The sequence below is a fragment of the Ruegeria sp. AB9 genome (genome assembly GCF_056542585.1).
Genome location: NZ_JBQGAA010000002.1, coordinates 433119 through 457273, shown reverse-complemented (window position 1 = coordinate 457273; position 24155 = coordinate 433119). Strand labels below are relative to the sequence as shown.

30 protein-coding genes are annotated in these 24155 nt (G+C 58.1%); 15 read left to right on the top strand and 15 right to left on the bottom strand.

Annotated features, from left to right (window positions below; translation table 11 throughout):
• Window positions 1-4: 4 nt before the first annotated feature.
• The 5 genes from ihfA to ACR0K5_RS08125 all read right to left on the bottom strand — a co-directional run bounded on the left by ihfA (window position 5) and on the right by ACR0K5_RS08125 (window position 3458).
• On the bottom strand, window positions 5-307 hold the full coding sequence (gene ihfA, locus ACR0K5_RS08145) for an integration host factor subunit alpha (protein ID WP_152458234.1): 303 nt from the start codon (window positions 305-307) through the stop codon (window positions 5-7).
• Window positions 308-403: 96 nt separating this feature from the next.
• Window positions 404-1375, bottom strand: coding sequence for a beta-ketoacyl-ACP synthase III (locus ACR0K5_RS08140; protein WP_480629192.1), 972 nt, complete (start codon window positions 1373-1375; stop codon window positions 404-406).
• 21 nt (window positions 1376-1396) lie between these two features.
• The gene (gene plsX, locus ACR0K5_RS08135) at window positions 1397-2485 is read right to left on the bottom strand and encodes a phosphate acyltransferase PlsX (RefSeq protein WP_480629191.1); all 1089 of its coding nucleotides are present in this window, start codon (window positions 2483-2485) and stop codon (window positions 1397-1399) included.
• 24 nt (window positions 2486-2509) lie between these two features.
• Window positions 2510-2716, bottom strand: a complete 207-nt coding sequence (gene rpmF, locus ACR0K5_RS08130) for a 50S ribosomal protein L32 (protein WP_008756996.1) — start codon at window positions 2714-2716, stop codon at window positions 2510-2512.
• Between the two features lie 205 nt (window positions 2717-2921).
• Window positions 2922-3458 carry a YceD family protein gene (locus tag ACR0K5_RS08125; protein WP_480629190.1) on the bottom strand — a complete coding sequence of 179 codons (537 nt, stop codon included), beginning with the start codon at window positions 3456-3458 and terminating at the stop codon, window positions 2922-2924.
• 85 nt (window positions 3459-3543) lie between these two features.
• Between ACR0K5_RS08125 and ACR0K5_RS08120 the strand changes: the two genes are divergently transcribed.
• From ACR0K5_RS08120 to ACR0K5_RS08110, 3 genes are all read left to right on the top strand, one after another.
• Window positions 3544-4017 carry an outer membrane protein assembly factor BamE gene (locus ACR0K5_RS08120; protein ID WP_480629189.1) on the top strand — a complete coding sequence of 158 codons (474 nt, stop codon included), beginning with the start codon at window positions 3544-3546 and terminating at the stop codon, window positions 4015-4017.
• 99 nt (window positions 4018-4116) lie between these two features.
• On the top strand, window positions 4117-4857 hold the full coding sequence (locus ACR0K5_RS08115; protein ID WP_480629188.1) for a GNAT family N-acetyltransferase: 741 nt from the start codon (window positions 4117-4119) through the stop codon (window positions 4855-4857).
• Between the two features lie 68 nt (window positions 4858-4925).
• Entirely contained in the window at window positions 4926-6734 is a 1809-nt protein-coding gene (locus ACR0K5_RS08110) for an ABC-F family ATP-binding cassette domain-containing protein (RefSeq protein ID WP_480629187.1), read from the top strand.
• A gap of 90 nt (window positions 6735-6824) precedes the next feature.
• Here ACR0K5_RS08110 and ACR0K5_RS08105 read toward each other — a convergent pair whose 3' ends face one another.
• A complete protein-coding gene (locus tag ACR0K5_RS08105; RefSeq protein ID WP_480629186.1) occupies window positions 6825-7112 on the bottom strand; it encodes a putative quinol monooxygenase in 288 nt (95 codons plus the stop codon).
• Window positions 7113-7236: 124 nt separating this feature from the next.
• Between ACR0K5_RS08105 and ACR0K5_RS08100 the strand changes: the two genes are divergently transcribed.
• Window positions 7237-7575: a winged helix-turn-helix transcriptional regulator gene (locus ACR0K5_RS08100; protein ID WP_480629185.1), complete on the top strand. Its 339-nt coding sequence runs from the start codon at window positions 7237-7239 to the stop codon at window positions 7573-7575.
• Here ACR0K5_RS08100 and ACR0K5_RS08095 read toward each other — a convergent pair.
• A complete protein-coding gene (locus tag ACR0K5_RS08095) occupies window positions 7556-8110 on the bottom strand; it encodes a sugar O-acetyltransferase (protein WP_480629184.1) in 555 nt (184 codons plus the stop codon). The two genes, ACR0K5_RS08100 and ACR0K5_RS08095, sit on opposite strands and share 20 nt — an antisense overlap.
• Window positions 8111-8119: 9 nt before the next feature.
• Entirely contained in the window at window positions 8120-8875 is a 756-nt protein-coding gene (locus ACR0K5_RS08090) for a 3-hydroxyacyl-CoA dehydrogenase (RefSeq protein WP_480629183.1), read from the bottom strand.
• Between the two features lie 222 nt (window positions 8876-9097).
• On the opposite strand from ACR0K5_RS08090, the gene ACR0K5_RS08085 reads away from it, so the two are divergent.
• Window positions 9098-9778: a hypothetical protein gene (locus tag ACR0K5_RS08085; RefSeq protein WP_480629182.1), complete on the top strand. Its 681-nt coding sequence runs from the start codon at window positions 9098-9100 to the stop codon at window positions 9776-9778.
• A gap of 75 nt (window positions 9779-9853) precedes the next feature.
• Here the strand turns inward: ACR0K5_RS08085 and tyrS are convergent, their stop codons facing one another.
• Window positions 9854-11146: a tyrosine--tRNA ligase gene (tyrS, locus tag ACR0K5_RS08080; RefSeq protein WP_480629181.1), complete on the bottom strand. Its 1293-nt coding sequence runs from the start codon at window positions 11144-11146 to the stop codon at window positions 9854-9856.
• 305 nt (window positions 11147-11451) lie between these two features.
• Here tyrS and ACR0K5_RS08075 point away from each other — a divergent pair, with 305 nt between their 5' ends.
• From ACR0K5_RS08075 to ACR0K5_RS08065, 3 genes are all read left to right on the top strand, one after another.
• Window positions 11452-12525, top strand: a complete 1074-nt coding sequence (locus ACR0K5_RS08075) for an anhydro-N-acetylmuramic acid kinase (protein ID WP_480629368.1) — start codon at window positions 11452-11454, stop codon at window positions 12523-12525.
• Between the two features lie 79 nt (window positions 12526-12604).
• Window positions 12605-12895, top strand: a complete 291-nt coding sequence (locus tag ACR0K5_RS08070) for a hypothetical protein (RefSeq protein ID WP_480629180.1) — start codon at window positions 12605-12607, stop codon at window positions 12893-12895.
• A 10-nt stretch (window positions 12896-12905) separates the two neighbouring features.
• On the top strand, window positions 12906-13388 hold the full coding sequence (locus tag ACR0K5_RS08065; protein ID WP_480629179.1) for a hypothetical protein: 483 nt from the start codon (window positions 12906-12908) through the stop codon (window positions 13386-13388).
• On the opposite strand, the gene ACR0K5_RS08060 is transcribed toward ACR0K5_RS08065, so the two are convergent.
• Together ACR0K5_RS08060 and ACR0K5_RS08055 are read right to left on the bottom strand one after the other, a co-directional pair.
• Window positions 13385-14071: an extensin-like domain-containing protein gene (locus tag ACR0K5_RS08060; RefSeq protein WP_480629178.1), complete on the bottom strand. Its 687-nt coding sequence runs from the start codon at window positions 14069-14071 to the stop codon at window positions 13385-13387. The genes ACR0K5_RS08065 and ACR0K5_RS08060 overlap by 4 nt on opposite strands.
• Window positions 14072-14250: 179 nt before the next feature.
• On the bottom strand, window positions 14251-14670 hold the full coding sequence (locus ACR0K5_RS08055; RefSeq protein WP_480629177.1) for a cupin domain-containing protein: 420 nt from the start codon (window positions 14668-14670) through the stop codon (window positions 14251-14253).
• Between the two features lie 85 nt (window positions 14671-14755).
• Here ACR0K5_RS08055 and ACR0K5_RS08050 point away from each other — a divergent pair, with 85 nt between their 5' ends.
• The gene (locus tag ACR0K5_RS08050; RefSeq protein ID WP_480629367.1) at window positions 14756-16174 is read left to right on the top strand and encodes a protein adenylyltransferase SelO; all 1419 of its coding nucleotides are present in this window, start codon (window positions 14756-14758) and stop codon (window positions 16172-16174) included.
• A gap of 14 nt (window positions 16175-16188) precedes the next feature.
• Here the strand turns inward: ACR0K5_RS08050 and ACR0K5_RS08045 are convergent, their stop codons facing one another.
• Window positions 16189-17076: a DMT family transporter gene (locus tag ACR0K5_RS08045; protein ID WP_480629176.1), complete on the bottom strand. Its 888-nt coding sequence runs from the start codon at window positions 17074-17076 to the stop codon at window positions 16189-16191.
• A gap of 238 nt (window positions 17077-17314) precedes the next feature.
• Here ACR0K5_RS08045 and ACR0K5_RS08040 point away from each other — a divergent pair, with 238 nt between their 5' ends.
• The 6 genes from ACR0K5_RS08040 to ACR0K5_RS08015 all read left to right on the top strand — a co-directional run bounded on the left by ACR0K5_RS08040 (window position 17315) and on the right by ACR0K5_RS08015 (window position 21836).
• Window positions 17315-18037 (top strand): endonuclease/exonuclease/phosphatase family protein, encoded by a 723-nt coding sequence (locus ACR0K5_RS08040; protein ID WP_480629175.1) that lies wholly within the window; start codon window positions 17315-17317, stop codon window positions 18035-18037.
• A 65-nt stretch (window positions 18038-18102) separates the two neighbouring features.
• On the top strand, window positions 18103-18516 hold the full coding sequence (locus ACR0K5_RS08035; protein WP_480629174.1) for a Fur family transcriptional regulator: 414 nt from the start codon (window positions 18103-18105) through the stop codon (window positions 18514-18516).
• Window positions 18517-18650: 134 nt separating this feature from the next.
• Window positions 18651-19529: a DMT family transporter gene (locus ACR0K5_RS08030; RefSeq protein ID WP_480629173.1), complete on the top strand. Its 879-nt coding sequence runs from the start codon at window positions 18651-18653 to the stop codon at window positions 19527-19529.
• A gap of 136 nt (window positions 19530-19665) precedes the next feature.
• Window positions 19666-20943 (top strand): phosphopyruvate hydratase, encoded by a 1278-nt coding sequence (eno, locus tag ACR0K5_RS08025; RefSeq protein WP_480629172.1) that lies wholly within the window; start codon window positions 19666-19668, stop codon window positions 20941-20943.
• A 102-nt stretch (window positions 20944-21045) separates the two neighbouring features.
• Complete coding sequence (locus ACR0K5_RS08020; RefSeq protein ID WP_480629171.1) at window positions 21046-21531, top strand: GNAT family N-acetyltransferase; 486 nt, start codon at window positions 21046-21048, stop codon at window positions 21529-21531.
• A 140-nt stretch (window positions 21532-21671) separates the two neighbouring features.
• Window positions 21672-21836: a hypothetical protein gene (locus ACR0K5_RS08015; RefSeq protein WP_480629170.1), complete on the top strand. Its 165-nt coding sequence runs from the start codon at window positions 21672-21674 to the stop codon at window positions 21834-21836.
• On the opposite strand, the gene ACR0K5_RS08010 is transcribed toward ACR0K5_RS08015, so the two are convergent.
• From ACR0K5_RS08010 to mazG, 3 genes are read right to left on the bottom strand one after another with little or no spacing between them, the layout of a single operon-like run.
• On the bottom strand, window positions 21833-22282 hold the full coding sequence (locus ACR0K5_RS08010) for a GNAT family N-acetyltransferase (RefSeq protein ID WP_480629169.1): 450 nt from the start codon (window positions 22280-22282) through the stop codon (window positions 21833-21835). The genes ACR0K5_RS08015 and ACR0K5_RS08010 overlap by 4 nt on opposite strands.
• Window positions 22279-23220 (bottom strand): nucleoside hydrolase, encoded by a 942-nt coding sequence (locus ACR0K5_RS08005; RefSeq protein ID WP_480629168.1) that lies wholly within the window; start codon window positions 23218-23220, stop codon window positions 22279-22281. Before ACR0K5_RS08005 ends, ACR0K5_RS08010 begins: the two co-directional genes overlap by 4 nt.
• A gap of 54 nt (window positions 23221-23274) precedes the next feature.
• Window positions 23275-24141 (bottom strand): nucleoside triphosphate pyrophosphohydrolase, encoded by an 867-nt coding sequence (gene mazG / locus ACR0K5_RS08000; RefSeq protein ID WP_480629366.1) that lies wholly within the window; start codon window positions 24139-24141, stop codon window positions 23275-23277.
• Window positions 24142-24155: the final 14 nt, after the last annotated feature.

Below are 24155 nucleotides of genomic sequence, written 5' to 3'. Positions count from 1 at the left end.
GAACTTACTTACGATTCCCGGCAGCGACGCGATCTTTCATCAGATGCGAAGGGCGGAAAGTCAGCACGCGGCGCGGCTGAATTGGAACTTCTTCACCGGTTTTAGGGTTGCGACCGACGCGGGCGGTCTTGTCGCGAACACTGAATGTACCGAAAGACGAGATCTTCACCTGCTCGCCGCGCACCAGAGCGTCGGACATGTGGTTCAGAACGCTTTCAACCAGCTGCGCACTTTCGTTCCGTGATAGTCCAACTTCACGAAAGACGGCTTCGCTCAGATCCATTCGAGTCAGTGTTTTGTCGCCCATGCCATTTCCCCTGTTGCTGTTGAAGCATATGGGTATGGCAAATTCGCTGTCAATATCAATGAATTGCGGGCGGCTGTGTAAGCCGGTTTGCGCCGGTTACCAACGCAGAACCACGGCGCCCCAGGCAAGACCGCCACCAATGGCTTCGGTCACAACAAGGTCGCCGGGTTTGATCTGACCACGCTCCTTGCCCACAGATAGGGCCAAAGGAATCGATGCGGCCGACGTGTTTCCGTGATCCTGAACGGTCACCACCACGTTTTCCATCGGCAGACCCATTTTTTTGGCGGTGCCCTGAATGATGCGAATATTGGCCTGATGTGGAACAATCCAGTCGACATCGGAACTGCTCAGACCGGCATGCGCCAATGCGGTTTCCGCAGTTTTTGCAAGTTTTTCAACGGCATGGCGGAAAACCTGATTGCCTTGCATACGCAGATGCCCGGTGGATTGGGTCGAAACGCCACCGTCAACGTAAAGCAGGTCCTTGTAACGCCCGTCCGAATTCAGATCGGTCGCCAGAATGCCGCGATCTTCGGCAGTGCCCTTGCCGTCCTGCGCTTCCAGTACCAAAGCTCCTGCGCCATCGCCGAACAGCACGCAGGTGGACCTATCGGTCCAGTCCATGATCCGTGAGAATGTTTCCGCCCCGATCACAAGCACGCGTTTGGCCTGACCGGAAAGAATCAGCGCATTTGCGTTGGAAAGGGCAAAAACAAATCCCGCGCAAACAGCCTGAACATCAAAGGCAAAACCCTTGGTCATGCCCAACCGTGCCTGCACCATGGTTGCGGCGGAAGGGAAAGTCAGGTCCGCCGTTGACGTCGCCAGAACGATCGCATCGATATCGTCCGCCGTTAGACCTGCATCGGCCAGAGCGGCTTCGGCGGCTTTGGTGGCCAGATCGGATGTGGTCTCGTCTTCTGCAGCAAAATGGCGGCGTTCGATCCCCGAGCGGGTTTTGATCCATTCGTCGGTTGTGTCCAGCGTTTTTTCAAACTCGGAATTGGGAACGACACGCTCAGGCAAATAATGCCCGACACCTACTACAACTGAACGGCCTGCCATTTTAGGGTACTGCCTTTTTTGTTATTTATCTGTTTGCGGCGCTGTTTGCGCGGCATCTTGTGCAAGCTGGGCAGTGGATGCAACCCGTGCGGCCAATTTTTCGGAAAAGCCGGACTGCGCCAGAGTGAAGGCCAGTTTGACTGCAGCTGACACGCCTGTCGCGTCAGCTCCGCCATGGGATTTCACCACGGTTCCGTTCAGCCCCAGAAATACGCCACCATTCACGCGCCGCGGGTCGATCCGTTTCTTCAAGCGGTTCAGCGAAGTGATTGCCAGAACTGAAGCCAACCGGGACAGGGGAGAGTACTTAAAGGCCTGGCGCAGCAGGTCGCCGATCAGACTTGCAGTACCTTCGCCGGTCTTGATCGCAACGTTGCCGGTAAAGCCATCGGTTACAATGACATCCGCCTTGTCACCTGGAATGTCGCTGCCTTCGACAAAGCCCACGAAATCGAAATTTGCCTGCTCAGCGAATTCCGCAATCATCGAGTGCGCTTCTTTCAACTCGGCACGCCCTTTGTGTTCTTCGGTGCCGACATTAAGCAATCCGATCCGGGGGCGGCTCAAGGCCAAGCCGTTGCGCGCATAAGAGGCGCCCATCAGGGCGTATTGCAGCAAATCCTTGGCGTCGGCGCGCACATCTGCGCCCACATCCAGCATCACGTTGAACCCTTGCGGGTTGCGTGAAGGCCACAGTATCGCAATTGCCGGTCGGTTCACGCCCGGCAGTTTGCGCAGGCGCATCATCGACAGGGCCATCAGCGCACCCGTGTTGCCACAGGAGACCGCACCATGGGCTTCGCCCTGGCGTACCGCTTCCAGCGTGGACCACATCGAGGTTTGCTTGCCGTTGCGCACAACCTGGCTGGGTTTGTCTTCCATCGTGACCACGTCGGGGCAATCACGAAAAACGACGCGCCCTTCAAGGACACGCCGTTTGGCGACAAGCTTGCGCAATACCTGTTCGGGCCCATGAAGCAAGAATCCGATATCCGGATTCTTGTCGGCCGATTTCGCAAGACCGGCAACAACAACCGAGGGACCTGCGTCCCCGCCCATAGCGTCGACCGAGATTGTGATCCGTCCGGCGTGCGTGGGCTGTTCAGTCATGCCTTGGTCTGCGCTCGATCAGGCTTAGGCTGCGTCTTCGTCCAGATCGATTTCGTCGGCCTGTGCGACGACTTCGCGATCATCATAGTGGCCGCAGGATGCGCAAACGTGGTGCGGGCGCTTCAACTCGCCACAGTTCGGGCATTCGTTCGGGTTTGCAGCAACCAGAGCGTCGTGTGCGCGGCGGTTGTTGCGACGCGACTTGGAAACTTTGTTCTGTTGGACGGCCATGGTCTCAACCTTTGTCTACTAAGGGTCAGCAGATTCGCCGCCGACCGGGGTTTCATATTTCGTTTATCGTGGTTTGACGCGCGTTTAGGGGAACAGCCCCGCAATGTCCAACCCAAAATCCGATGAGCGCGCGAAAATACTGTGATTCTCGTCATGTTCAAGCGATTTTTCTGACCGCCTGCTATGACAGGAATTCAGCCCTCTGTCACTCGTCTTTTTTCAGTGCATCTCGCAATCCCGCCAATCCGGCAAAGGGTTTGGCGTCTTCGTCGGTCATCGCCTGTTTTCCGGGTTCGGTATAGTCAGCCTGACCCAGCTCGGCCCCGTCTTTGCGCGGATATTGCGGCAGGGCCAGTGACAGCGCCTCGACCATCACCAATGCCGGGTCGATTTCCTGGCCCAAAGGCTCGGATTCGTCATCTTCCGGAATTTCGAACTCAGGTTCATCCGGGTCGGTCCAATCCGCCAAAAATGTACGATGCACCGGGATATCGATCCGGGTCGTGACCGGCTCGAGCGTCACGACGCAGGGTTGGGTCACCGTCGCACCGAGTTTGCCATTCAGAACCCAGTCGCGCTTGCCTTGTGCGCGCACCTCGCCGGAAAAGCTGAGCTTGCGCAGGCCCAACAGGCCCAGGTCCTGCCTGATCTCATCCAATACAGCGGTCGCGGGGCGCAGATCAAAAGGTGTCGGGGCGTTCTGAGGCAGGTCGGCAACCCGAAGTGATGTAACGTTGCTCATTCGTGAGCCTTTCTATGTGTTGAACCGTGGCAGCGGTTTCTGTAATCGGATAGAAGCCGCAAGAGGCCAAGGCAAGAGGGTGCGCATGTTGAAGGTAATGAACCGGTTGAAACCAGCGACGAGATCGCTTGTGTTTGTTGCCTGTCTGGCTGCGGCCGGGGCCTGTACGCCGATCTTCAAGAATCACGGATATGTGCCTCCGGCCGAGGATCTGGCCGAAATCAAAGTGGGCGTAGATACGCGTGACAGCGTGGAAGAGGCCATTGGCGCGCCGGGCGCGTCAGGTGTCGTGCGGGATTCGGGCTATTACTATGTCCGCTCGCGGGTGCGTCATTACGGCCCGAAACGGCCCGAGGTGGTGGCACGCGAACTGGTCGCGATCAGCTTTGATCAGCGCGGGGTTGTCAGCAACATCGAGCGCTTTGGCCTGGAAGATGGTATCGTGATTCCGCTGGAACGCCGCGTGACCGACTCCAACGTTCAGGACAAAGGCTTCCTGCGCCAGCTGTTGGGCAACATTGGCAACTTCAACCCGGCAAATATTCCGGGCGCCAACTAATTAGGTCCTTTGCTTTTGGATGGTCATAAGACAGTCACATGTCTTGTGCTAACCAGACCATGACGACAACAATGGGTCGGCAACCGTGGAGGGTGCACCGTGGCGACGGCAGTTTTGTTGAGCAAAGGGCGCTATCGCGCCCGTTTGGCGCAATCGGCTGAGGATATCAGGGCGGCACAATGCCTGCGGACACTGGCCTTCGGCACCGGGAAACTGGACAGCGACGATTTCGACGCGCAATGCAGTCATGTTCTGGTTGAAGATATGCAGTCTGCCGGGCAATTGGTCTGTTGCTTCCGGCTGTTGACAATGGATCATGGCCGTGAAGTCGGACGCAGTTATTCGGCACAGTTTTATGACCTGAGCTCATTGGAGGGGTTCAGTGGTCGCATGGTCGAGGTGGGCAGGTTTTGTGTTCGCCCGAATCTAAACGATCCCGATATTCTGCGCGTCGCATGGGGGGCAATGACCGCTTACGTTGACCACAACAATGTCGAGATGCTGTTTGGATGCTCATCCTTTGCCGGTACCGAGACCGGGCGATACCTTGACGCCTTTGCGATGCTCAAACATCGCCATCTTGCCCCGAAACGATGGTTGCCACGGGTAAAGGCCCCGGACGTGTTTCGCTTTGCCGCGCGTCTGCGGCGCCGACCGGATGCAAAAAAGGCAATGTTGCGAATGCCGCCATTGCTGCGGACCTATCTGATGATGGGCGGTTGGGTCAGTGATCATGCGGTTGTGGACCGTCACATGAACACGCTGCATGTGTTTACCGGGGTTGAAATCGGGGCGATTCCCCCCGCACGAAAGCGTCTGCTGCGGGCAGTGGTCGGGTAACCCGAGTATTTTCGAAAAGGTAAGGCATGGGCGTTGACGCAGTGTGACTGCCGGTTTAGCTGGCGGGCATGGCGAGAATTCCTTTGTTGCAGATGTCCGGCATTTCCCTGACTTTCGGGGGTGATCCGGTGTTTTCGGAACTTGATCTGGTGGTACAGCCCGGTGACCGCGTGGCGCTGGTTGGGCGCAACGGGTCGGGTAAATCTACCTTGATGAAGGTGATGGCGGGTTTGGTCGAGGCTGATCGCGGTGAAATCGTTGTGCCGCCCGGAAAATCCGTCGGTTACATGGAGCAAGACCCCACAATGGAGGGGTTTGCTACGCTGGGGGACTATGCCTCAAGCGAATTAGAGCCTGGCGAGCTCTACAAAGTTGAACGGGCAGGTGAGGGGCTGAAATTTGACCCTTCGCGGGCGATTGAAACCGCTTCGGGGGGCGAACGGCGGCGGGCGGCTTTGGCCAAGCTGATGGCCGAAGCGCCCGATCTGATGCTGCTGGACGAACCGACCAACCATCTGGATATCGAAGCCATTGCGTGGTTGGAGCGCGAACTTGGGTCAACCCGGGCGGCTTTTGTACTGATCTCGCACGACAGGGCCTTTTTGCGAGCGTTGACGCGAGCGACTCTCTGGATTGACCGGGGGGCCGTTCGACGGCAGGAGCAAGGGTTTGAAGCGTTCGAATCCTGGCGCGACAAGATCTGGGAAGAAGAAGATCAGCAACGTCACAAGCTGAACCGCCTGATCAAGTCCGAGGCCAAATGGGCCGTTGAGGGCATCAGCGCACGGCGCAAACGCAATCAGGGCCGGGTCCGGGCCCTGCAGGCGCTTCGGGCCGAAAAGGCGGCGCAGATCAAACGTCAGGGCTCGGCGGCCATGACGCTTGAGGCGGGGCCGAAATCGGGCCGAAAAGTGATTGAAGCCAAAGGGTTGGCCAAAGGGTTCGGCGACAAGCAGATCGTTCGGAATTTTGATCTGCTGGTGCAGCGCGGTGATCGTGTCGCGTTTGTGGGGCCGAACGGGGTCGGCAAGACGACGTTGCTGAAAATGCTGCTCGGGCAGGTGAATCCGGACGAGGGTTCGGTGTCATTAGGTACCAATCTTGAGGTCGCTGTGTTCGACCAGGCCCGCGCGCAGTTGGACCCCGAGATGAGCCTTTGGGACAGTCTGACCGGCGACCCCGATATGCGGGTGTCAGGCAAGGCCGATCAGGTGATGGTTGGCGGGCAGCCCAAACATGTCGTGGGCTATCTCAAGGAATTCCTGTTTGATGAGCGGCAGGCAAGAGCGGCAGTTAAGTCCTTGTCAGGTGGAGAAAAGGCGCGGTTGCTGTTGGCCAAGCTGATGGCGAAGTCGTCGAACCTTCTGGTGCTGGACGAACCGACCAACGATCTGGATGTCGAAACGCTGGACCTGTTGCAAGAACTGCTGGACGATTACGACGGCACGGTTCTGCTGGTCAGCCACGATCGGGATTTCCTCGACCGGGTGGCCACAACGACAATTGCGATGGAAGGAAATGGTCGCGCCACGGTTTATGCCGGAGGGTGGTCGGATTACATTGCACAACGTGGTGAATTGAACGGGAAAAAGGAAGAAAAAGCAAAAGCTTCCAAGCCAAAAATCAAGCAAGAGACAAAGCAGAAACCCGGCCTGTCGTTTTCGGAAAAGCACCGTTTGGAAAAGCTGCCTGCCGAGATCGCGCGTCTCGAGGCCGAGATCGCCAGGCTGGAAGAACTGATGTCCGATCCCGAGCTGTTCACCCGCGAGCCGGTTAAGTTCCAGAAAGCGACCGAGGCGCTGGTCGAACGGCAGGAAAAGCTGTCGGCGGCTGAGGAGGAATGGCTGACATTGGAAGAGAAGGCCGAGGCGGGGTAAACGCAGACTGTACACCCCGTGAAGGATGGCATTGTGTGAGTTGCACAAAACCGGAGCCAGGCAGCTGCTCCGGTTTTGCAGTGGATTAGACTAACCGATCCGTGCCATTTCGTTCAGCGTAAAATCCGCTACGGCACCCTCGGTTGCTGCCATGTAAGCCGCGAGATGAGGCGCGTTCATATGCGTTTGCCACAGTTCGCGACTTTCCCAATTTTCATAGAACGCGAAAACACCAGGACTGGTTGTGTCCACATGCAGATCGTATTGGATGCATCCATCTTCGGCACGGGTGATGGGGATGAGTCTTTCCAGCTCGGCGCGGACAAGGTCTTCTTTGCCCGGATGGGCCGTGATTTGGGCGAGAATGGTCAGGGCCATGGTGTCTCCTTACAGGGTTCAGTTGCGATGAACCGGGATATGTGACACACCAACGAAACACACAAGTACGCACTATTTATGCAGGTAGGTACCATTTGTATACTGCTAATAGCAGGAGGTCGGGGTGGATCGGTTTGAAAGATATGATTGCAGCGGAGGTTGCCCGGTCGAGGCCGGGCTGGAGCAGATATCGGGCAAGTGGAAGGGGCTGGTGATCTATCACCTCCTTGGTGGCACGATGCGCTTCAACGCGTTGTCGCGTGCGTTGGGTACGGTGACCCAGCGCAGCCTGACCAAGCAGTTGCGAGAGCTTGAGGCGGATGGAATCGTGCACCGCAAAGTTTATGCCGAGGTGCCGCCCAGAGTGGAGTACAGCCTGACCGAAAAGGGGCGGGCGCTGCGCCCCGTGATCGAGGCGCTGGCGGATTGGGGGCAGAAAAGGGTTATGGGCGGGGCCGGATAGGCCGGGCGGGGTTTCCGACAACGGTCTCGCCGGGTTGGACATCTTTTGTCACGACACTACCGGCGCCAATGGTGGCATTATCGCCGATGGTGATGCCCGGCAACAGAATCGCGCCTCCGCCGACCCAGACATGCCTGCCGATTGTGACCGGCAGCCCGATTTCCAGCCCTTGCGCACGATCAGCCGGATCTTTGGCGTGATGGGCGCAGTAGATCTGGACGTTGGGGCCGAACATCGCGCCGTCTCCGATCCGTACCGGGGCTGTATCCAGTACGACGCAACCTGTGTTGAAATAGACCCGTTTGCCCATATGGATGTTCATCCCATAGGCGCAGTGAAATGGGGCTTCGAGGAAACATCCTCCTCCCGCATGGCCCAGCAGAGCGTGCAATTCCGGCGCCACCGCGCCGCGCGTGTCAGGTGGGCAGGTGTTATGCGCGTGAACAGCTCGTCTGGCCCGTGCCCGCAGAGCATCCAGTTCGGAATCCAGACAGCAATACCACTGTCCGGACTGCATTTTTTCACGTTCTGACATGGGTCAGGTTTAGCGCATCCGCAGGGCACCGTCGATGCGGATGACTTCGCCGTTCAGATAGCCCATCTCGACGATGAAACCGGCAAGCCGTCCGTATTCCTTCGGGTCACCCAAGCGCGCCGGGTTCGGGACGTCGGCGGCCAGTTGTTGCTGCACATCTTCGGGCAGTCCCGCCAGCATTGGGGTCATGAAAATGCCCGGCGCGATGGTCATGACCCGAATTCCGCTCGAGGCCAGATCACGGGCCATTGGCAGTGTCATGCCAACGACGCCGCCTTTGGAGGCCGCGTAGGCCGCCTGACCCTTTTGCCCGTCAAAAGCGGCGATGGAGGCTGTGTTGATGATCACGCCACGTGCGCCATCCGGTTCGGGTTCGTTCTTTGCCATCTCGGCGGCAGCCAGTCGGGAAACGTTGAAGGTGCCAACCAGATTGATGTCGATCGTACGCTGGAACGCGTCCAAAGGGTGGGGGCCGTCCTTGCCGACAGTCTTGATACCATAGGCGATACCTGCGCAATTCACCGTGGCCGTGATCTTGCCCATCTTGTCCATGCCATGGCGCACGGCGGCGGCCACCGACTCCTCGTCGGTCACATCCGTCTGTGCGAAATGCCCGCCAATCTCGGCCGCGACCTGTGTTCCGCGATCCGCATCACGATCCAGAATGGTGACCTGCGCGCCCTCTGAGGCGAAGTGGCGGGCTGTAGCTTCGCCCAGACCGGACGCGCCGCCGGTGACGAGGGCGGCAGTTGTGGACAGGTGCATGGTGAACTCCTCCCGAGTATATGAACACTTGTTCATTAACTGCTTTAAGGGGGCGGTGTCCACAACTTTGAAGAAGAGAGAGCTTGGGTGGCGGACCTGATCATCCGCCACGATGCTCTGGCCGATCCTCAAGGCAACTTAATCCCCGCTTCACGAAAACGCGCCTGTTCGTGAACGAAGAACTCAGAGCCTTTGTGTGTTTTTTCGCCAGGAGGATCTGTTATGGTAAAGAGTACGAAACAAATGCTGGGCGCAGCGATTGCGGTGCCTGTTTTTGGAATGGTGATGATCGGCAGTGCTGCCGCCGCACCCGAAACCTGCAACTGGAAAACCGCCCGAAATCTTGCCAATGCCGGGGATTATGCCGGGCTGTGTGATTGTGTGCAGGTGACCCCGAGTTTTCTGGACAGGCTTCAAAAGCGGTCCGACTTTGCGACTACGCTGAGTGTTACCGGGGCGCAATGCCCGGGGCTGGCTGCGTTGCTGACGGATTTGCCGACGGCAAGCTTGTCCGTCCCGGCCGAAAACCGGGGCGAAAGCCGTGGCTCTGAACCCGGTGGGCCTGGGTTGGCGGATGCTGGCGGTGCAGCCAGTGGCGGTGGTGCATCCGGCAGTAGTGGGGGCGAAACCGGCGGCGGTGGTGGTGAGTCCGGCGGCGGCGATAGCGAGTCCGATGGAGGTGAAAGCGAATCCGGCGGAGGGGAAGGCAAAGGCGGAAAGGGCAAAGGCGAAGGCAAAGGTGGGAAAGGCAAAGGCGAAGGCAAAGGTGGTAAAGGCGGCGGTAAGGGCAACAACGGCCACGGTAACGGCGGCGAGGGCAGCAGCCCGGGTCGCGGCAACAACGCCAACGATGACGAAAATGGCGACCGGCCCGGTCGCGGCGGCGGAAAGGAACGCAGATAAGCGTATATAACCAAAAGAAAAACGGCCACCCGGTTGGGTGGCCGTTTCTATTCCATCGGGATCAGCCTTGCTGGGTTAACCCAATTGAACCAGCGCGTGGCGCTTTTTGCCTGCGCTCAGCTTTGTAGGCTTCTTCAATTCTGATACTGAGACAAACGGGAAATCTATGTTCACCGCAATATCGTTTACCAAAGCACCTTTTTCAGAGATCAAGCGTTTAGCGTCCTTTCCAGACTTAGCTAGCTTGGCTTCAACAAAAAGGGTGGCGGCAGAGCAATACATATCTTCATTGCCTTTGCCCAAGGCGTTTCCAGGCATCAATTTCAACGAGTTTGTTTCGAGTATAAACGATGGCAAGTCATCACCGACACCACCCTTTTCGAACACTTCGCGGGCGGTGGCTTCGGCGGTTGCCGCGGCCTGCGAACCGTGGGCCAGGGTTGTCACCTCGTTGGCAAGACGAATCTTGGCCTCGTTGATCTCGGACCCTTGCAGCGCACCCAGACGGTCGCACTCGTCCACCGGCATTTCGGTGTAGAGCTTCAGGAACCGCCCAACGTCTGCGTCGGTGGTGTTGCGCCAGAATTGCCAGAACTCGTAAGGCGAACGCATGTCGGCATTCAGCCAGACCGCGCCGTCCTGCGATTTACCCATTTTCTTGCCGTCGCTGGTGGTCAGCAGGGGCGAGGTGAGGCCATAGATCTCGTGATCCAGCACGCGGCGGGTCAGGTCTATCCCGTTGACTATATTGCCCCACTGATCGCTACCGCCCATCTGTAGCAAGCAACCGTAGCGGCGATTCAGTTCAAGGAAGTCGTAGGCCTGCAGGATCATGTAGTTGAATTCGAGGAAGGACAGCGATTGTTCGCGATCCAATCGGGACTTCACCGATTCAAAACTCAGCATCCGGTTGACCGAAAAATGCCGCCCGATGTCCCGCAGAAAATCGAGGTAATTCAGGTCGTCCAGCCATTCCGCATTGTTCAGCATCAGAGCTTTGTTCTCGGCCTCGGTGTCATAGTCGATATAGGCCGAGAACACCTTTTTGATGCCCGCGATATTTTCGTCGATCTGTTCGGGGCCCAGCAAAGGACGTTCGTCCGCACGGAACGAAGGGTCGCCTACCTTAGTGGTTCCGCCGCCCATCAGGGTGATCGGCTGGTGGCCGGTTTTCTGGAACCAGCGCAACATCATGATCTGGATCAGGCTGCCCACATGCAACGACTTGGCCGTTGCGTCAAAGCCGATATAGGCCGGTTTGCACCCACTGATCAGCGCGTCGTCAAGGCCCTGATAATCGGTGCAGTCGGCGAGAAAGCCGCGCTCGATCATCGTGGCGATGAAATCCGATTTGGGGTGGTAGGTCATATCGTGCCCTTTGGGTTAATGTTGCGGGGCACTGTATAGGCGGCAGCGCAAGGGAGGAAAAGCCACCTTTTCACCTCAGGGGCAGGGTGAGATCAAGGGTGTCGATCGAGACACGCGTCCTGAGAAAAATATCGATCAGCCGGATCAGAACGCTTGCGTTTGTTGTCCAACAAAAGGCACGTTGACCGGGCTGCAACCCAGAGGTGAAGCTCCAGACCCGGATGCGGCGGAAAATAAAGCCAACTCAGGAGGCAGGCTTGGGCCAGACCATCAAAAAACACGGAGCGGTCCGGGCATTGGGCGCGATGTCCGGCACGTCGATGGACGGAGTGGATGTTGCGGTGGTCGAAACCGATGGGCATTCGATCTTCGGATTTGGGGAAAGCGGATATCGCGCGTATTCGGATGCCGAACGCGATGTACTGCGGGCGGCAATGGGACTGTGGCACGGACCTCAGGTCGATGCGGCCGCTGAGATGGTGACCTTTGCCCATGCCGAAGCGCTGTCAGAGTTTGAGGATGTGGATCTGATCGGCTTTCACGGTCAGACGCTGGCGCACGAACCGCGCGGGCGCGGCACGTTACAGGTGGGTGATGGACTTGGGCTGGCGCAGGCACTGGGTCGTCCGGTGGTCTGGGATTTCCGCAGCGATGACGTGGCGATGGGGGGCGAGGGGGCTCCGCTTGCGCCGTTCTTTCATTTTGCCTGCGCCAAATGGTTCTGTGCGGACCGGCCATTGTGCTTCCTGAACCTCGGCGGGGTTGGCAACCTGACCTACGTGGATCCGACTTTTGATGGCCCCGAAGCACCCGGCGCATTGCTGGCCTTTGATACGGGGCCCGCAAACGCTCCGGTTGACGATCTGATGCAGGCCCGGCTGGGGCTGCCTATGGATCGGGATGGTGCTGTCGCACGTGATGGCAGTGTCGAGATGGGTGCGCTGGAGCTGTTTCTGGCCGAGCCGTATTTTGCCCGTATGCCGCCGAAATCTTTGGACCGGAACGATTTTTCGGAAATGATCGGGCTGGTCAAGGAACTGAATGACGCCGATGCGGTGGCCACCCTGACCGGGATGTGCGCCGCAGGTGTGGTGCAGGGAATGGAGCATTGCCCGAAACCGCCAGCCTGTGTGTTGGTGACCGGTGGAGGCAGGCACAACCCCGTATTGATGCAAATGCTGCGCGTGTCACTCGATTGTCCGGTCGAACCGGTCGAAACGGTGGGGCTGGACGGAGACATGCTTGAGGCGCAGGCCTTTGCCTATCTGGCGGTGCGCGTCGCCCGGGGGTTGCCGACCTCTTGCCCGGGAACCACCGGTGTTCAGGCGCTTGTTGGTGGCGGGGTCGTCAGTTCGGTGTCGATGGACCCGGTTGCGTAACGCGATCCGGAAAACAGTTCAAAAAAACAACTCTTTGTGCGACGGTTGCCCCGGACCCATGGATTAAGGGTAAGGCAGTATGGCAACCAAAGCAGAGCTCGAGTCCGAGTTGGAGAAGTTACGGGAACGAAACGCGACATTGGAGGCGCAGGTCGAAAAAGAACCGGGTTCCAACGATCCGCCTGAAAGCGCCAAATCGTCGGATGAAATCCGGAAGCTGCTGGAAGACCATGGGATCGACCTGAGCCAGGTTCAGTCCCTGGGAAATGACGTGGTCGAGGAGTTTGGCCGGCTGCAGAAAGACTATCCGATCACGGCGTTGCTGATTGCGTTCTCGCTGGGTTACGTCGTCGGGCGTGCGCAGGGTTAGGAGACCAGTTATGAGCAGACTGAGCAAAAATCTGGTGACGATCTATCGGACAGAGCGTTTGATTGCACGCCGCCGTCTTGCCGTGGTTCAGCAGCAGACCATACTGATGGTAATCGCGGGCATCGCGGCGTTGTTGGCGGTGGTGCTTTTGAATGTTTCCCTGTTTCTGGCTCTTCAAAGTTGGATGTCGCCAGCCTCGGCGGCGGCGCTGCTGGCCTTTGGTAATCTGATATTTGCCGGATTGCTGGTTCTGATCGCAAAGCGCAGTAATGTCGAAGAAGAGATCGCCCCTGCCGTTGAAGTGCGTGACATGGCGATAGCTGATATTGAAGACGAGTTGGAGGAGATGACTTCAGAGGCGCGAGAGGTCGTTCAGGCAATCAAGAGTATAGGGTCGAATCCTTTGGGGTCGGCGGCGACGCTGCTGGTGCCTCTGATCAACATGTTGATCAAAAGTCGAAGCGAAAGTAACGGGCGCAACCCGAAGGTTTAACGGCACACCGGAGCGCCCTTGCGACGGGCTGTGTCAAAGTGAAAATGTCCGGCGTGATAGCGGTCGGCGTCCGGGCCCAACACAGTTCCGAACACTCCGCAGGCTTCACTGTGTAATTTGCGCATGACATCAGCATGCTCGCTGTCGTTCCATCCGTCGCGCACGGTGATCTGAGTTCCGTCCTGCAGGACAAAGGTCGAGATATCGATAGCCCGCCCCCGGGCATGTTCCGAAATGCGCGCGCGCGGCTGGTTGTTCTGGGTCTTGCAGGCGTAATGTCCGACGATGCGCAACCCTTTGAGCCCGCCGCCCTGATCGGCAAAGGCGGGCTTGGCAGTGTTCTCGATCCACGTCTTCAGTGTGATGGCTGTCTGGCAATCCATCAGCGACAATTGGCTAAGCGCAATGTCCGAGATTCTATAGACCCGAACCGGGTCTGCGATCCTGCACCCATAGTACTTTCCGGAAACAGATTGGCGGGTCTCTCCCAGAATGGTCCAGTCGCCGCACACTGCACCACGTTCACGCATACGCTCGCGCCCCACTTCAAATTGACGGAACTTACAGGGGCGGAGCGCAGGGCGCTTCGAAACCAGCACGGCGGGCAAAACTCTTTCCGGCGTGATTTGCGCCGATATTTGGCTTTCGCTCATCACCTCGGGTTCAGCAAGATCAGATGGCATGGGGGTTTCGGTGCAAGCAGGTTCAGCGACCGCAAAACCCGTTGTTGCAAAGAGGAGCAGGACAGACAGAAAGACCTGTTTCATTCTCACTCGATACTCCGGCACCAGAAATTACTTGTACAGAATGATAAAAGGTCGGCTTTCTGTAAACTCCACTTACCAATTCGGCGTCGTGCGGGTTACGCCTTTGGGATATCAAACCCTGGCTCTGCCAGTTCGAACCCTTCGAATTGAAAGCCGGGGGAGACCGTGCAGCTGACCAGCGTAAACTCTCCGGTGCTGCGCGCGGCCTGCCAATGCCCTTCGGGTACAATCACCTGAGGCGCGCCTTGCGACAGATCGGGTGTCAACAGATGGTCGGCGGCAGGTCCATTGTCAGATGCGCTCAGCGACAAGATCAGCGGTGCGCCCGCGTGATATAGCCAGATCTCAGTCGCATCGACCCGGTGCCAGTGGCTGCTTTCGCCTTCCTGCAACAGGAAATAGATGCAGGTGCCGGTGGGGCGGCCTTCGTTTTCAGCGCGCCATGTCTCGGCGTACCAACCACCTTCGGGGTGCCGTTGCAGGTTCAGTCGGTCGATAATCTCATGTGCGGTCATGTGGTCCCTCGGGTTTTGGCGCGATTATGCACGGGCAGGCGCGATCCGCTATGGTATTCGTGCGCCCGAGGAATATGTTTGCGACATGACCCTGACGATCCCTTTCGATAATTCCTATGCCCGTCTGCCGAATGCGTTCTTTGCGCGGCAGTCACCGTTTCCTGTGCGTGCGCCAAAGCTGATTGCGTTCAACGACGATCTGGCGCGGTTGCTGCGGGTTTCACCCGGAGATGTGCGGGACATGGCCGAAACTTTTGCGGGGAATAGTGTTCCCAAGGGGGCGGAGCCCATTGCACAGCTTTATTCCGGGCATCAGTTCGGTCAGTACAACCCGCAGCTAGGTGACGGGCGCGCAGTGTTGCTGGGCGAGACTGTCGGAACGGACGGGGTGCGTCGGGATATTCAGTTGAAAGGCTCGGGTCCGACACCGTTCTCCCGACGGGGTGATGGCCGGGCCTGGCTGGGGCCCGTGCTGCGCGAATATGTGGTGTCCGAAGCGATGCACGCGCTGGGCATTCCGACAACGCGCGCTCTGGCGGCCGTGGAAACGGGTGAGACCGTCTTTCGGGAAGGGCCGATGCCGGGTGCGGTGCTGACGCGGATCGCGACCAGCCATTTGCGGGTCGGCACATTTCAGGTTTTTGCCGCGCGTGGGCAGTTGGACAGTCTTAAGCGCCTGACAGACTACGCTATTGCCCGCCACTATCCCAAGGTTGAAGGTCCGATGGGCCTGTTGCGGGCGGTGCGCGATGCGCAGGCCCGGTTGATTGCGCAGTGGATGAGCGTGGGTTTCATCCATGGCGTGATGAACACCGACAACTGCTCGATTGCGGGCGAGACCATTGATTACGGCCCATGTGCGTTCATGGATACGTATCACCCCAACACGGTCTACAGTTCGATTGACCGGATGGGGCGTTATGCCTATTCGAACCAGCCCGATATCGCGGTGTGGAACCTGGCGCAGTTGGCGACGTCGCTGATCCAGCAGATGGACGACAAAGAGGCAGCTGTTGAAGAGGCGACCGAAATCGTCCACGCCATGCCGGAATTGCTGCAACAGAATTGGTTGACCTGTTTCCGGTCCAAGATTGGTCTGGCAACCGCTGAAGAGGGCGATCAGGAGCTGATCACCGAGTTGCTGAAACGCATGGCTGAAGGGCAGGCGGATTTCACCAATACCTTCCGGGCGCTGGGCAGTGACACGGCACGGGATCAGTTCCTTGACCCCGCAGCTTTTGACAATTGGGAAGAGGGCTGGCGTGCACGGTTGGAACGCGAAACGGTGCGGCCGGACGTGATGACCCAGGCAAACCCTGCGTTTATTCCACGCAATCACCGGGTCGAACAAATGATTCAGGCGGCGGTGAATGGTGATTACGCGCCCTTCGACCGGTTGAACGCTGTTCTGGAGCGGCCTTATGAGGATCAGGGTGATGCGGCGGATCTGAAGCGTCCCCCTGCCGAAAATGAGGTGGTCCACGCGACGTTCTGCGGGACGTAACGCACGGTGCGGACCTATTTCCGCAGGATTTCCAACACCGCAGCACTAACAATCAGGGTGGCGCCCAGAAACTCTCGCAGGCCAAAGGGTTCGCCGGACAGGGCCGCCGCCGAGGCGATGCCGACAACAACCTCGCTCATCAGCAGCAGGCCGACCCTTGCGGGGGAAAGCTGTGTCGCTGGCCAGATGGTCATGTAGATCATGGGCAGGACATAGAAGGCCGACAGCAATGCATATCCCGCAATGCGGGCAGCTTCTCCCTGCGTGATGTTCGGCAAGGTTTGGCCCCCGAGCATCAGTAGGCTGAGAAGCGACAGCAACAGCGCGCCAACCACAAAGGCAAAGACCTGGCCCGAGATGGAAATGCTCCCGGCTTTGTACAAGCCCAGAGTGCCCAATGCCCAGCATATGCCCGACGCCAGGGCCAGCCAGTCGCCCATGTTCTGCGGCCATGGCACAAACCCGGCGCCTCCAAGTACGACAAACAGTCCGCCAAGCCCGCAGATCAGGCCCGCAAGGCGCATCAGGTTCAGGCGCTCTCCCAGAAACACGACGCCTAGAAGTGTGCCCCAGATTGGAGTGAGGTAGAACAGGAGGATCGAGCGGACAACGTCGGTGTAGACAAGGCTGATCGAATACAGGCTGAATGCGGCACCCGTGAACATGCCGCTGAGCATCAGATCGCGCCATTGCCGGGCCAGTATAAGCCTGTCCGTCCAGATGAAGGGGATCAAAGCAATCAGGGCCGCGCAGTACATTGCGATCCCGGACCAGGGGCCGGTCAGGCCCTGATCGAAGAAAAACCGCACCGGAATCCAATAGAGGCCCCACAGCGCGCCGCCCATCACCAATATGATACTGGCCCGGGTGCTGTTGTCCGGTTGGGTCTGGCTCAAGCTCATCTCGGCCTCGGTTTAGCTGCGATCCGATGTCTTCACTGCATCGGCATAGAATGTTGCGGGTCGAGGGAGCAAGTGGAACCTATGATTTGGACTTGCGCAGGTTTCATTCGCTGAAATAGTGGGCAGAATATTGGGGTCTGGCGGCATCCTTGGTTTTCCGCAGCAGTAAACGGTACAGAGGGGTTGCGCCCCTCGTCAAGAATGGCACTTTAGGGCCAATCCATTTGGTCACGCCTCAATGCAAACTTCGTCCACGCTGCGTATCGCAAGCTACAACATTCAAAAATGCGTCGGACTGGATTTCCGGCGTCAGCCGCAACGCATTTTGCAAGTCATAGAAAACATGCAGGCTGATATCGTGGTGTTGCAGGAGGCAGACAAACGTCTGCCGCCCCGCCCGGCGGCGCTGCCGCATTTCATGTTGGATGAGGCGGGGTGGCAGATCGTCGATCTGGGTGGTGCTGGCAGTCTGGGCTGGCACGGCAATGCGGTGATCTGGCGGGGCGAGGGAATCTCGGTTCGTCGAAAAGGGCATCACGAGTTACCGGGGCTGGAGCCGCGCGGCGCGGTTCGTGTCGAGTTCGACACTCATATTGGACCGCTAAGGGTGATGGGCATGCATCTGGGGCTTTTGCCCGCCTCACGGCGGCAGCAGATTTTACATATTCGGCGGAATGATGGGGATATGGATCAAATGCCGACAGTCTGGGCTGGTGATTTTAACGAATGGTCCCGCCAGCCTGTTTTGGATCATCTTGCCCCTGAAATGCGGTTTCTGCCACCGAGGCCCAGTTTTCCCGCCGCGCAGCCACTGGGTGCGCTGGACCGGATCGCGCTGGGCATCGGGGTGCAGGCCGTGGCACACGGTGTTCACGACACGCGCCCCGCGCATATCGCATCAGATCACCTGCCGGTCTGGGCCGATCTGGCAGGAGCACCGTTAGACGGGCGGAAAAGGTGAAATCCCTGTAGCGAAACGCGCGCAGACATACTAAGACAGACACCCGAGCAAGACTGAGGGGCATCATGTCGGAAACGATTATTGGGCGTTGTGAAGCCAAGGGGCTGCGCATGACCGGCCAAAGAAGGATCATCGCGCAGGTACTGGAGCAGAGCGACGACCATCCGGATGTCGAAGAGCTGTACGCGCGTGCCTCTGCCATAGACAAGGGAATTTCCATAGCAACGGTCTATCGCACAGTGAAACTGTTCGAAGAGGCCGGGATTCTGGAGCGCCTGGAGTTCGGCGACGGGCGCGCCCGGTACGAGGATGCCGAGCGCGATCATCATGACCACCTGATCGACATGCAGTCGGGAGAGGTTATTGAATTCGTGGACCCCGAGATCGAAGCCCTTCAGGAAAGAATCGCGGCGAAGCTTGGGTATAAGCTGAAAGGGCACCGGCTGGAGCTGTATGGCGTCCCGCTGGAAAAGGACTGACCTATCACGAAACGCGATTGATCCCCTCACGTTAATTCATCAAGCGCAACGGGAAATGCCTTGCCAGATGCGGTCGGTTGAGGTTGTTGTGCGTGCAAAGGCACCCGACGTGCCCTTTTCCTACGGATGCGCATATGAACAACGTAAACGGCATTTTGCTGCTCATCGGGTCGATGGCGGCCTTCGCACTTGAGGACATGTTTATCAAGCTCCTGTCCGGCTCTGTGCCGACAGGGCAGATCATGGTGTTTCTGGGCGTGTTTTGCGGGCTCGTCTTTGCCACGATGTCAGTGGTCACGCGCAAACGGATCTTTGACCCCGTGGCATGGAAAACCCTGCCATTGGTTCGCGCCGCGACTGAGGGTTTTGGCGCAGTGGCTTTTGTGACGGCATTGTCGCTGATTGACCTGTCCACCGTTGCGGCTGTGTTTCAGGCCATGCCGCTGGTCGTCACCATGGGGGCGGCCCTGTTTCTGGGGGAACAGGTCGGGTGGCGTCGCTGGAGCGCCATTGGTGTCGGGTTTGTCGGTGTTCTGATGATCATCCGCCCCGGGATGGAGGGCTTTCGGCCAGAATCCCTGTTTGTGGTGTTGTCGGTCATTGCAATTGCCGCGCGTGATTTGATCACCCGTAAGTTGGATCCGCGAGTGGCCTCGTCCGTTGTTGCGATGCAGGCTTATATTGCGGTTGCTGTCGCCGGACTGGTTCTGATGGTCATGTCCGGGGCATCCTTCGTGCCTGTTCAAACCGGTCAAACGGGCCCTTACGCGGGCGCGATCGGATTTGGGGTGTTGGGGTACTACGGCATCGTTACGGCGATGCGGGTGGGCGAAGCGTCGGCCCTGATGCCATTCCGGTACACGCGTCTGGTGTTTTCCATCCTCGCAGGAATGCTGATGTTCGGTGAACGCCCTGATGCACTGACAATGGCAGGAGCGACCCTGATCATCGGTTCGGGCCTTTACACCTTTATCCGCGAACGGCGTCTGGCGCGTGAACTGGCGCCTGCCTGAACCTGTTGGCGCAAACAGCGGACTGTTAGCCCTAAATGTCCGAGAATATACGTGTTAGCGGTAACGGAGCCGGTTTACTTTTGGCCGGTTGCTGCTATGACGCGTGCAACCGACTGCAGTCATAGGAACAGGCCTCATGAGCACCATCATCGACATCCACGCACGCGAAATTCTGGACAGCCGGGGCAACCCGACGGTCGAAGTTGACGTGATTCTGGAAGACGGCACCATGGGCCGCGCCGCCGTCCCGTCGGGTGCATCGACTGGCGCCTATGAGGCGGTAGAAAAGCGTGACGGCGACAAGGCACGCTATATGGGCAAGGGCGTTCTGGAAGCCGTTGCCGCCGTGAACGGCGAGATCGCTGAAGAACTGGTGGGCTTTGATGCGACCGAGCAGGTCGCCATCGACCAGGCGATGATCGAACTGGACGGGACCGAAAACAAGGGCCGTCTGGGCGCGAACGCGATTCTCGGTGTTTCGCTGGCCACAGCCAAGGCCGCTGCCGACTTCACTACGCAACCTCTCTATCGGTATGTGGGTGGTACTTCGGCCCGGGTTCTGCCGGTACCGATGATGAACATCATCAATGGCGGCGAACATGCCGATAATCCGATCGACATTCAGGAATTCATGATCATGCCGACTTCGGCTGCGAATATTCGCGAAGCCGTTCGCATGGGGTCCGAAGTGTTTCACACGCTGAAGAAAGAACTGTCTTCTGCCGGTCTGGCCACGGGGGTGGGCGACGAGGGCGGTTTTGCCCCTAATATTGCCAGCACTCGTGAAGCACTGGATTTCATTCTGAAATCAATCGAAAAAGCAGGCTACAAGCCGGGCGAAGAAATCCATCTGGCGTTGGATTGTGCGGCGACTGAATATTTCAAAGACGGCAAATACGTTCTGGCAGGTGAGGGCACGACCCTGACATCCGAGGAAAACGCGGCCTATCTGGCCGCGCTGGTGAATGATTATCCGATCATTTCCATCGAAGATGGCATGTCCGAAGATGACTGGGACGGCTGGAAAGCCCTGACCGACGCCATCGGTGACAAGGTGCAGCTGGTGGGTGACGACCTGTTCGTGACCAATCCGGCGCGTCTGGCCGAAGGGATCGAACGCGGCTGCGCGAACTCGATGCTGGTCAAGGTGAACCAGATCGGTTCGCTGACCGAGACCCTGCGCGCCGTCGATATGGCGCACCGTGCGCGTTACACCAACGTCATGTCTCACCGTTCGGGTGAAACCGAGGACGCCACCATCGCCGATCTGGCTGTGGCGACGAATTGTGGTCAGATCAAAACCGGCTCGCTGGCGCGGTCGGACCGGTTGGCTAAATACAACCAGCTGATCCGCATCGAGGAATCACTGGGCGAGGTCGCGGAATACGCGGGCGCGTCGATCCTTCGCAAATAACCCGTGTGGTGCTAGGCTGGCCCTTGGGTGCGATCCGGGGGTCACGTCTTGCTGAAGATAATTGAACCAGAAACACCGGACCAGCTGAACGCGGTTCGGCGTTTGTGTTGGGACTATCGGGATTTCCTGCTGACGCTGGATGAGCGATCTGTCCAGATCGTCCAAACCTTCTACCCCAAGGATAAATACGCTCGTTTGATGGACGCTCTCGAGGTGGATCACGCTCCGCCTGACGGTGGAATCAAGTTGGCCATGCTTGGGGGAGAGCCGATTGGTTGCGGCATGTTTCATGCAATCGCGCCGGGTGTGGCCGAAGTAAAGCGGGTGTATGTGACGGATGCAGCAAGGGGGTCCGGTGCAGGGCGTGCAATCATGCTGTCGCTGATTGAAACCTGTCGGGATCTTGGCTTCGATCATATCCGAATGGATACCGGAAAACCGCTGAAAGCCGCGACTCGATTATACTTGTCTTTAGGGTTCCATCTGCGTGACGCTTACTCTGAGATTCCAGAAATCGCTCGGGATCATCTGCTTTTTTTTGAAATGCAGCTCGCGGAAGTCAAAAAAAGTAAAAATAGAGATAATTGAATTTAAACAGCATTTTACTCGCCGCAATGATCAGTTTGGATCGCGGCAAGTGAACTTAAATTTAATTATGTGTGAACTTGTTACTAATAACATCAAGCAAACGTGATCTAAGCTAACCGCATTGCAGAAAGGAGACTACGATGCCTGTATCCAAATTCCTTCTGGTAATCGCAGCAGCGTCCATCACTGTTCTTTCCGCCTGCGCGGGTCCGGGAACTTACCCAATTACCGGAGAGCCGGTCTCGGCGAATGACCCGGTACAGGACATGAACCCGGCCAATATCTTCCGTGGCGAGTCTCGTTAAAGCGTCCTGCTCATCAGCATATATCTGTCGCGCGGTTTGAATCCGGTGCGCAGATAGAGCTTCTGAGCGTCTTCGTTGTTTCGGTCGACTTCCAGATGAAGGGCAGTCAATCCCGCTTCGGACAGAGCCTTGGGCAGGGCCAGCAAAACTTCGGTCGCGATACCGCGGCCGCGAACAGCGGGTCGGATATAGATTTCGTCCACGAAACCGTCCATGCCACCGAATTCAACAGACCAGCCAAACGTCAGGATGATGTAGCCCAAAGGCGCACGTCCGGGGCCGATCAGATAGACACAGCCGTGGGGAATACCCTCGAGCAGGGGGGTAAGTGCGTTTCGGGTCTGGTCCGGGTCTTGGGCCAGCCCGGCCTCGGTATGAAAGGCGGTGACCAGCGCCATCAGGCGGTCCAGGTCTTCGGGGCGCGCTAGGCGGAGGGCGGCGCTCATAATCTGGCCAGCCTTTCTGTCAGCAGGTTGAAAAAGCCGTCGGCGTCGATTTCCCCCATGAACAGCGCGTTGGGCGCGCGGTCGGTCACGCCCCACCAATCTGCTACGGTCATACCCATGGTCAGTTCAGATTGGGTTTCAATCTCGACATTCACGTGACGGCCCGAGAAAATCTCGGGTCGAATCAGATAGGCGGTCACGCATGGGTCATGCAGAGGCGCGCCTTTGCTGCCGTATTTCTCCTTGTCGAAACGTTCGAAGAAATCGGTCATTTCTGCCACGGCGATTCCGACTTTGTTTCCCAGAGCACGGAATGCGTCATTGCGGGGTTTTGTGACCAGCGCCTTATGCGTGACATCCAGTGACATGACCACGATAGGTTTGCCGGATTTGAACACGATATCAGCGGCTTCAGGATCGACATGGATGTTGAATTCGGCCGTTGGAGTGATGTTCCCAACCTCGAAATACGCCCCGCCCATCAGAACGATTTCCTGCACCCGTTCAACGATATCGGGCGCCTTCCGGAAGGCGGTCGCGATATTCGTCAGTGGCCCCAGCGGGCAAAGGGTCACGGTTCCCGGTTCTTCAGCGCGCAGGGTGTCGATGATGAAGTCCACCGCGTGCCCTTCGGACAGAGGCATCTGCGGATCGGGCAGGTCCGGACCATCCAGTCCGGTTTTACCATGCACATGTTCCGCCGTAATCAGCGCGCGGTTCAGCGGTCGATCGCAGCCCGCATAGACAGGTACATCCGTACGGCCAGCCAACTCGCACACGATTCGTGCATTTTTGGCTGTCAGCTCCAGGGGAACGTTACCTGCAACCGCCGTAATGCCTAGAACCTCGATCTCGTCCGGGCTGGCCAATGCAAGCAGGATGGCGACGGCATCGTCCTGTCCGGGATCGGTGTCGATGATGATCTTGCGAGGGGGCATAGGCGTCTCCGGGGGTCGTGAAGGTGGGACACTCGCAAGTGTCGGATCGCTTGTCTACCCGTTTCTGGGTGCGGCAATGACATCTACCGGCGGGAGTTTGCCGTTGGCGCGATGCTCTTCAATTTTAACCTCATCCCAGAGCGCATCCATCTCGGCCAGATCACTTTGTGAGGGCGTCTTGCCCCGCACGGCCAGCCGGGCCTCGACTTTTTCAAAGCGACGGGTGAACTTGGCGTTAGTACGGCGCAGCGCAGCTTCCGGTTCTATGCCAAGATGGCGACCCAGGTTGACCATGACAAAAAGCAGATCGCCGAATTCATCCTCCAGCGCGTCAGCGTCCATCTTGTCGCGCGCCTCTTCCAACTCGGCGGCTTCTTCGGTGATCTTGGCCAGAACATGGCTGGCGTCGGGCCAGTCGAATCCCACCCGAGCGGCACGCTTCTGCAACTTATGGGCACGCAACAGGGCGGGCAGGTTGGCGGCAACGCCGTCCAGTGCGCCTTGCTGTTCCTTGCCGGCGCGCTCGGCGGCCTTGATGGTTTCCCAGTCTTTGGTCTGCTGGTCGGCGGACTTGTCGCGGGATTCGTCGCCAAACACATGCGGATGGCGGCTGACCATCTTGTCAGACATGGTGCGGACCACATCCTGAAAGGTGAAATGCCCGGCCTCTTCAGCCATTTGCGCGTGGAAGACAGATTGGAACAACAGGTCGCCCAACTCTCCCTTCAACTCGTCATAGGCTTCGCGTTCAATGGCGTCCGCGACCTCGTACGCCTCTTCGATCGTATAAGGAGCGATGGTTGCGAAATCCTGTTCGATATCCCATGGGCAACCGGATTGCGGATCGCGCAGGCGGCGCATGATCTCAAGCAGGCGTTCGATGCCTGCGTCGCTGTCATGGATCAGAGGATTTTCGGCCATTGCGAACCCTTTCA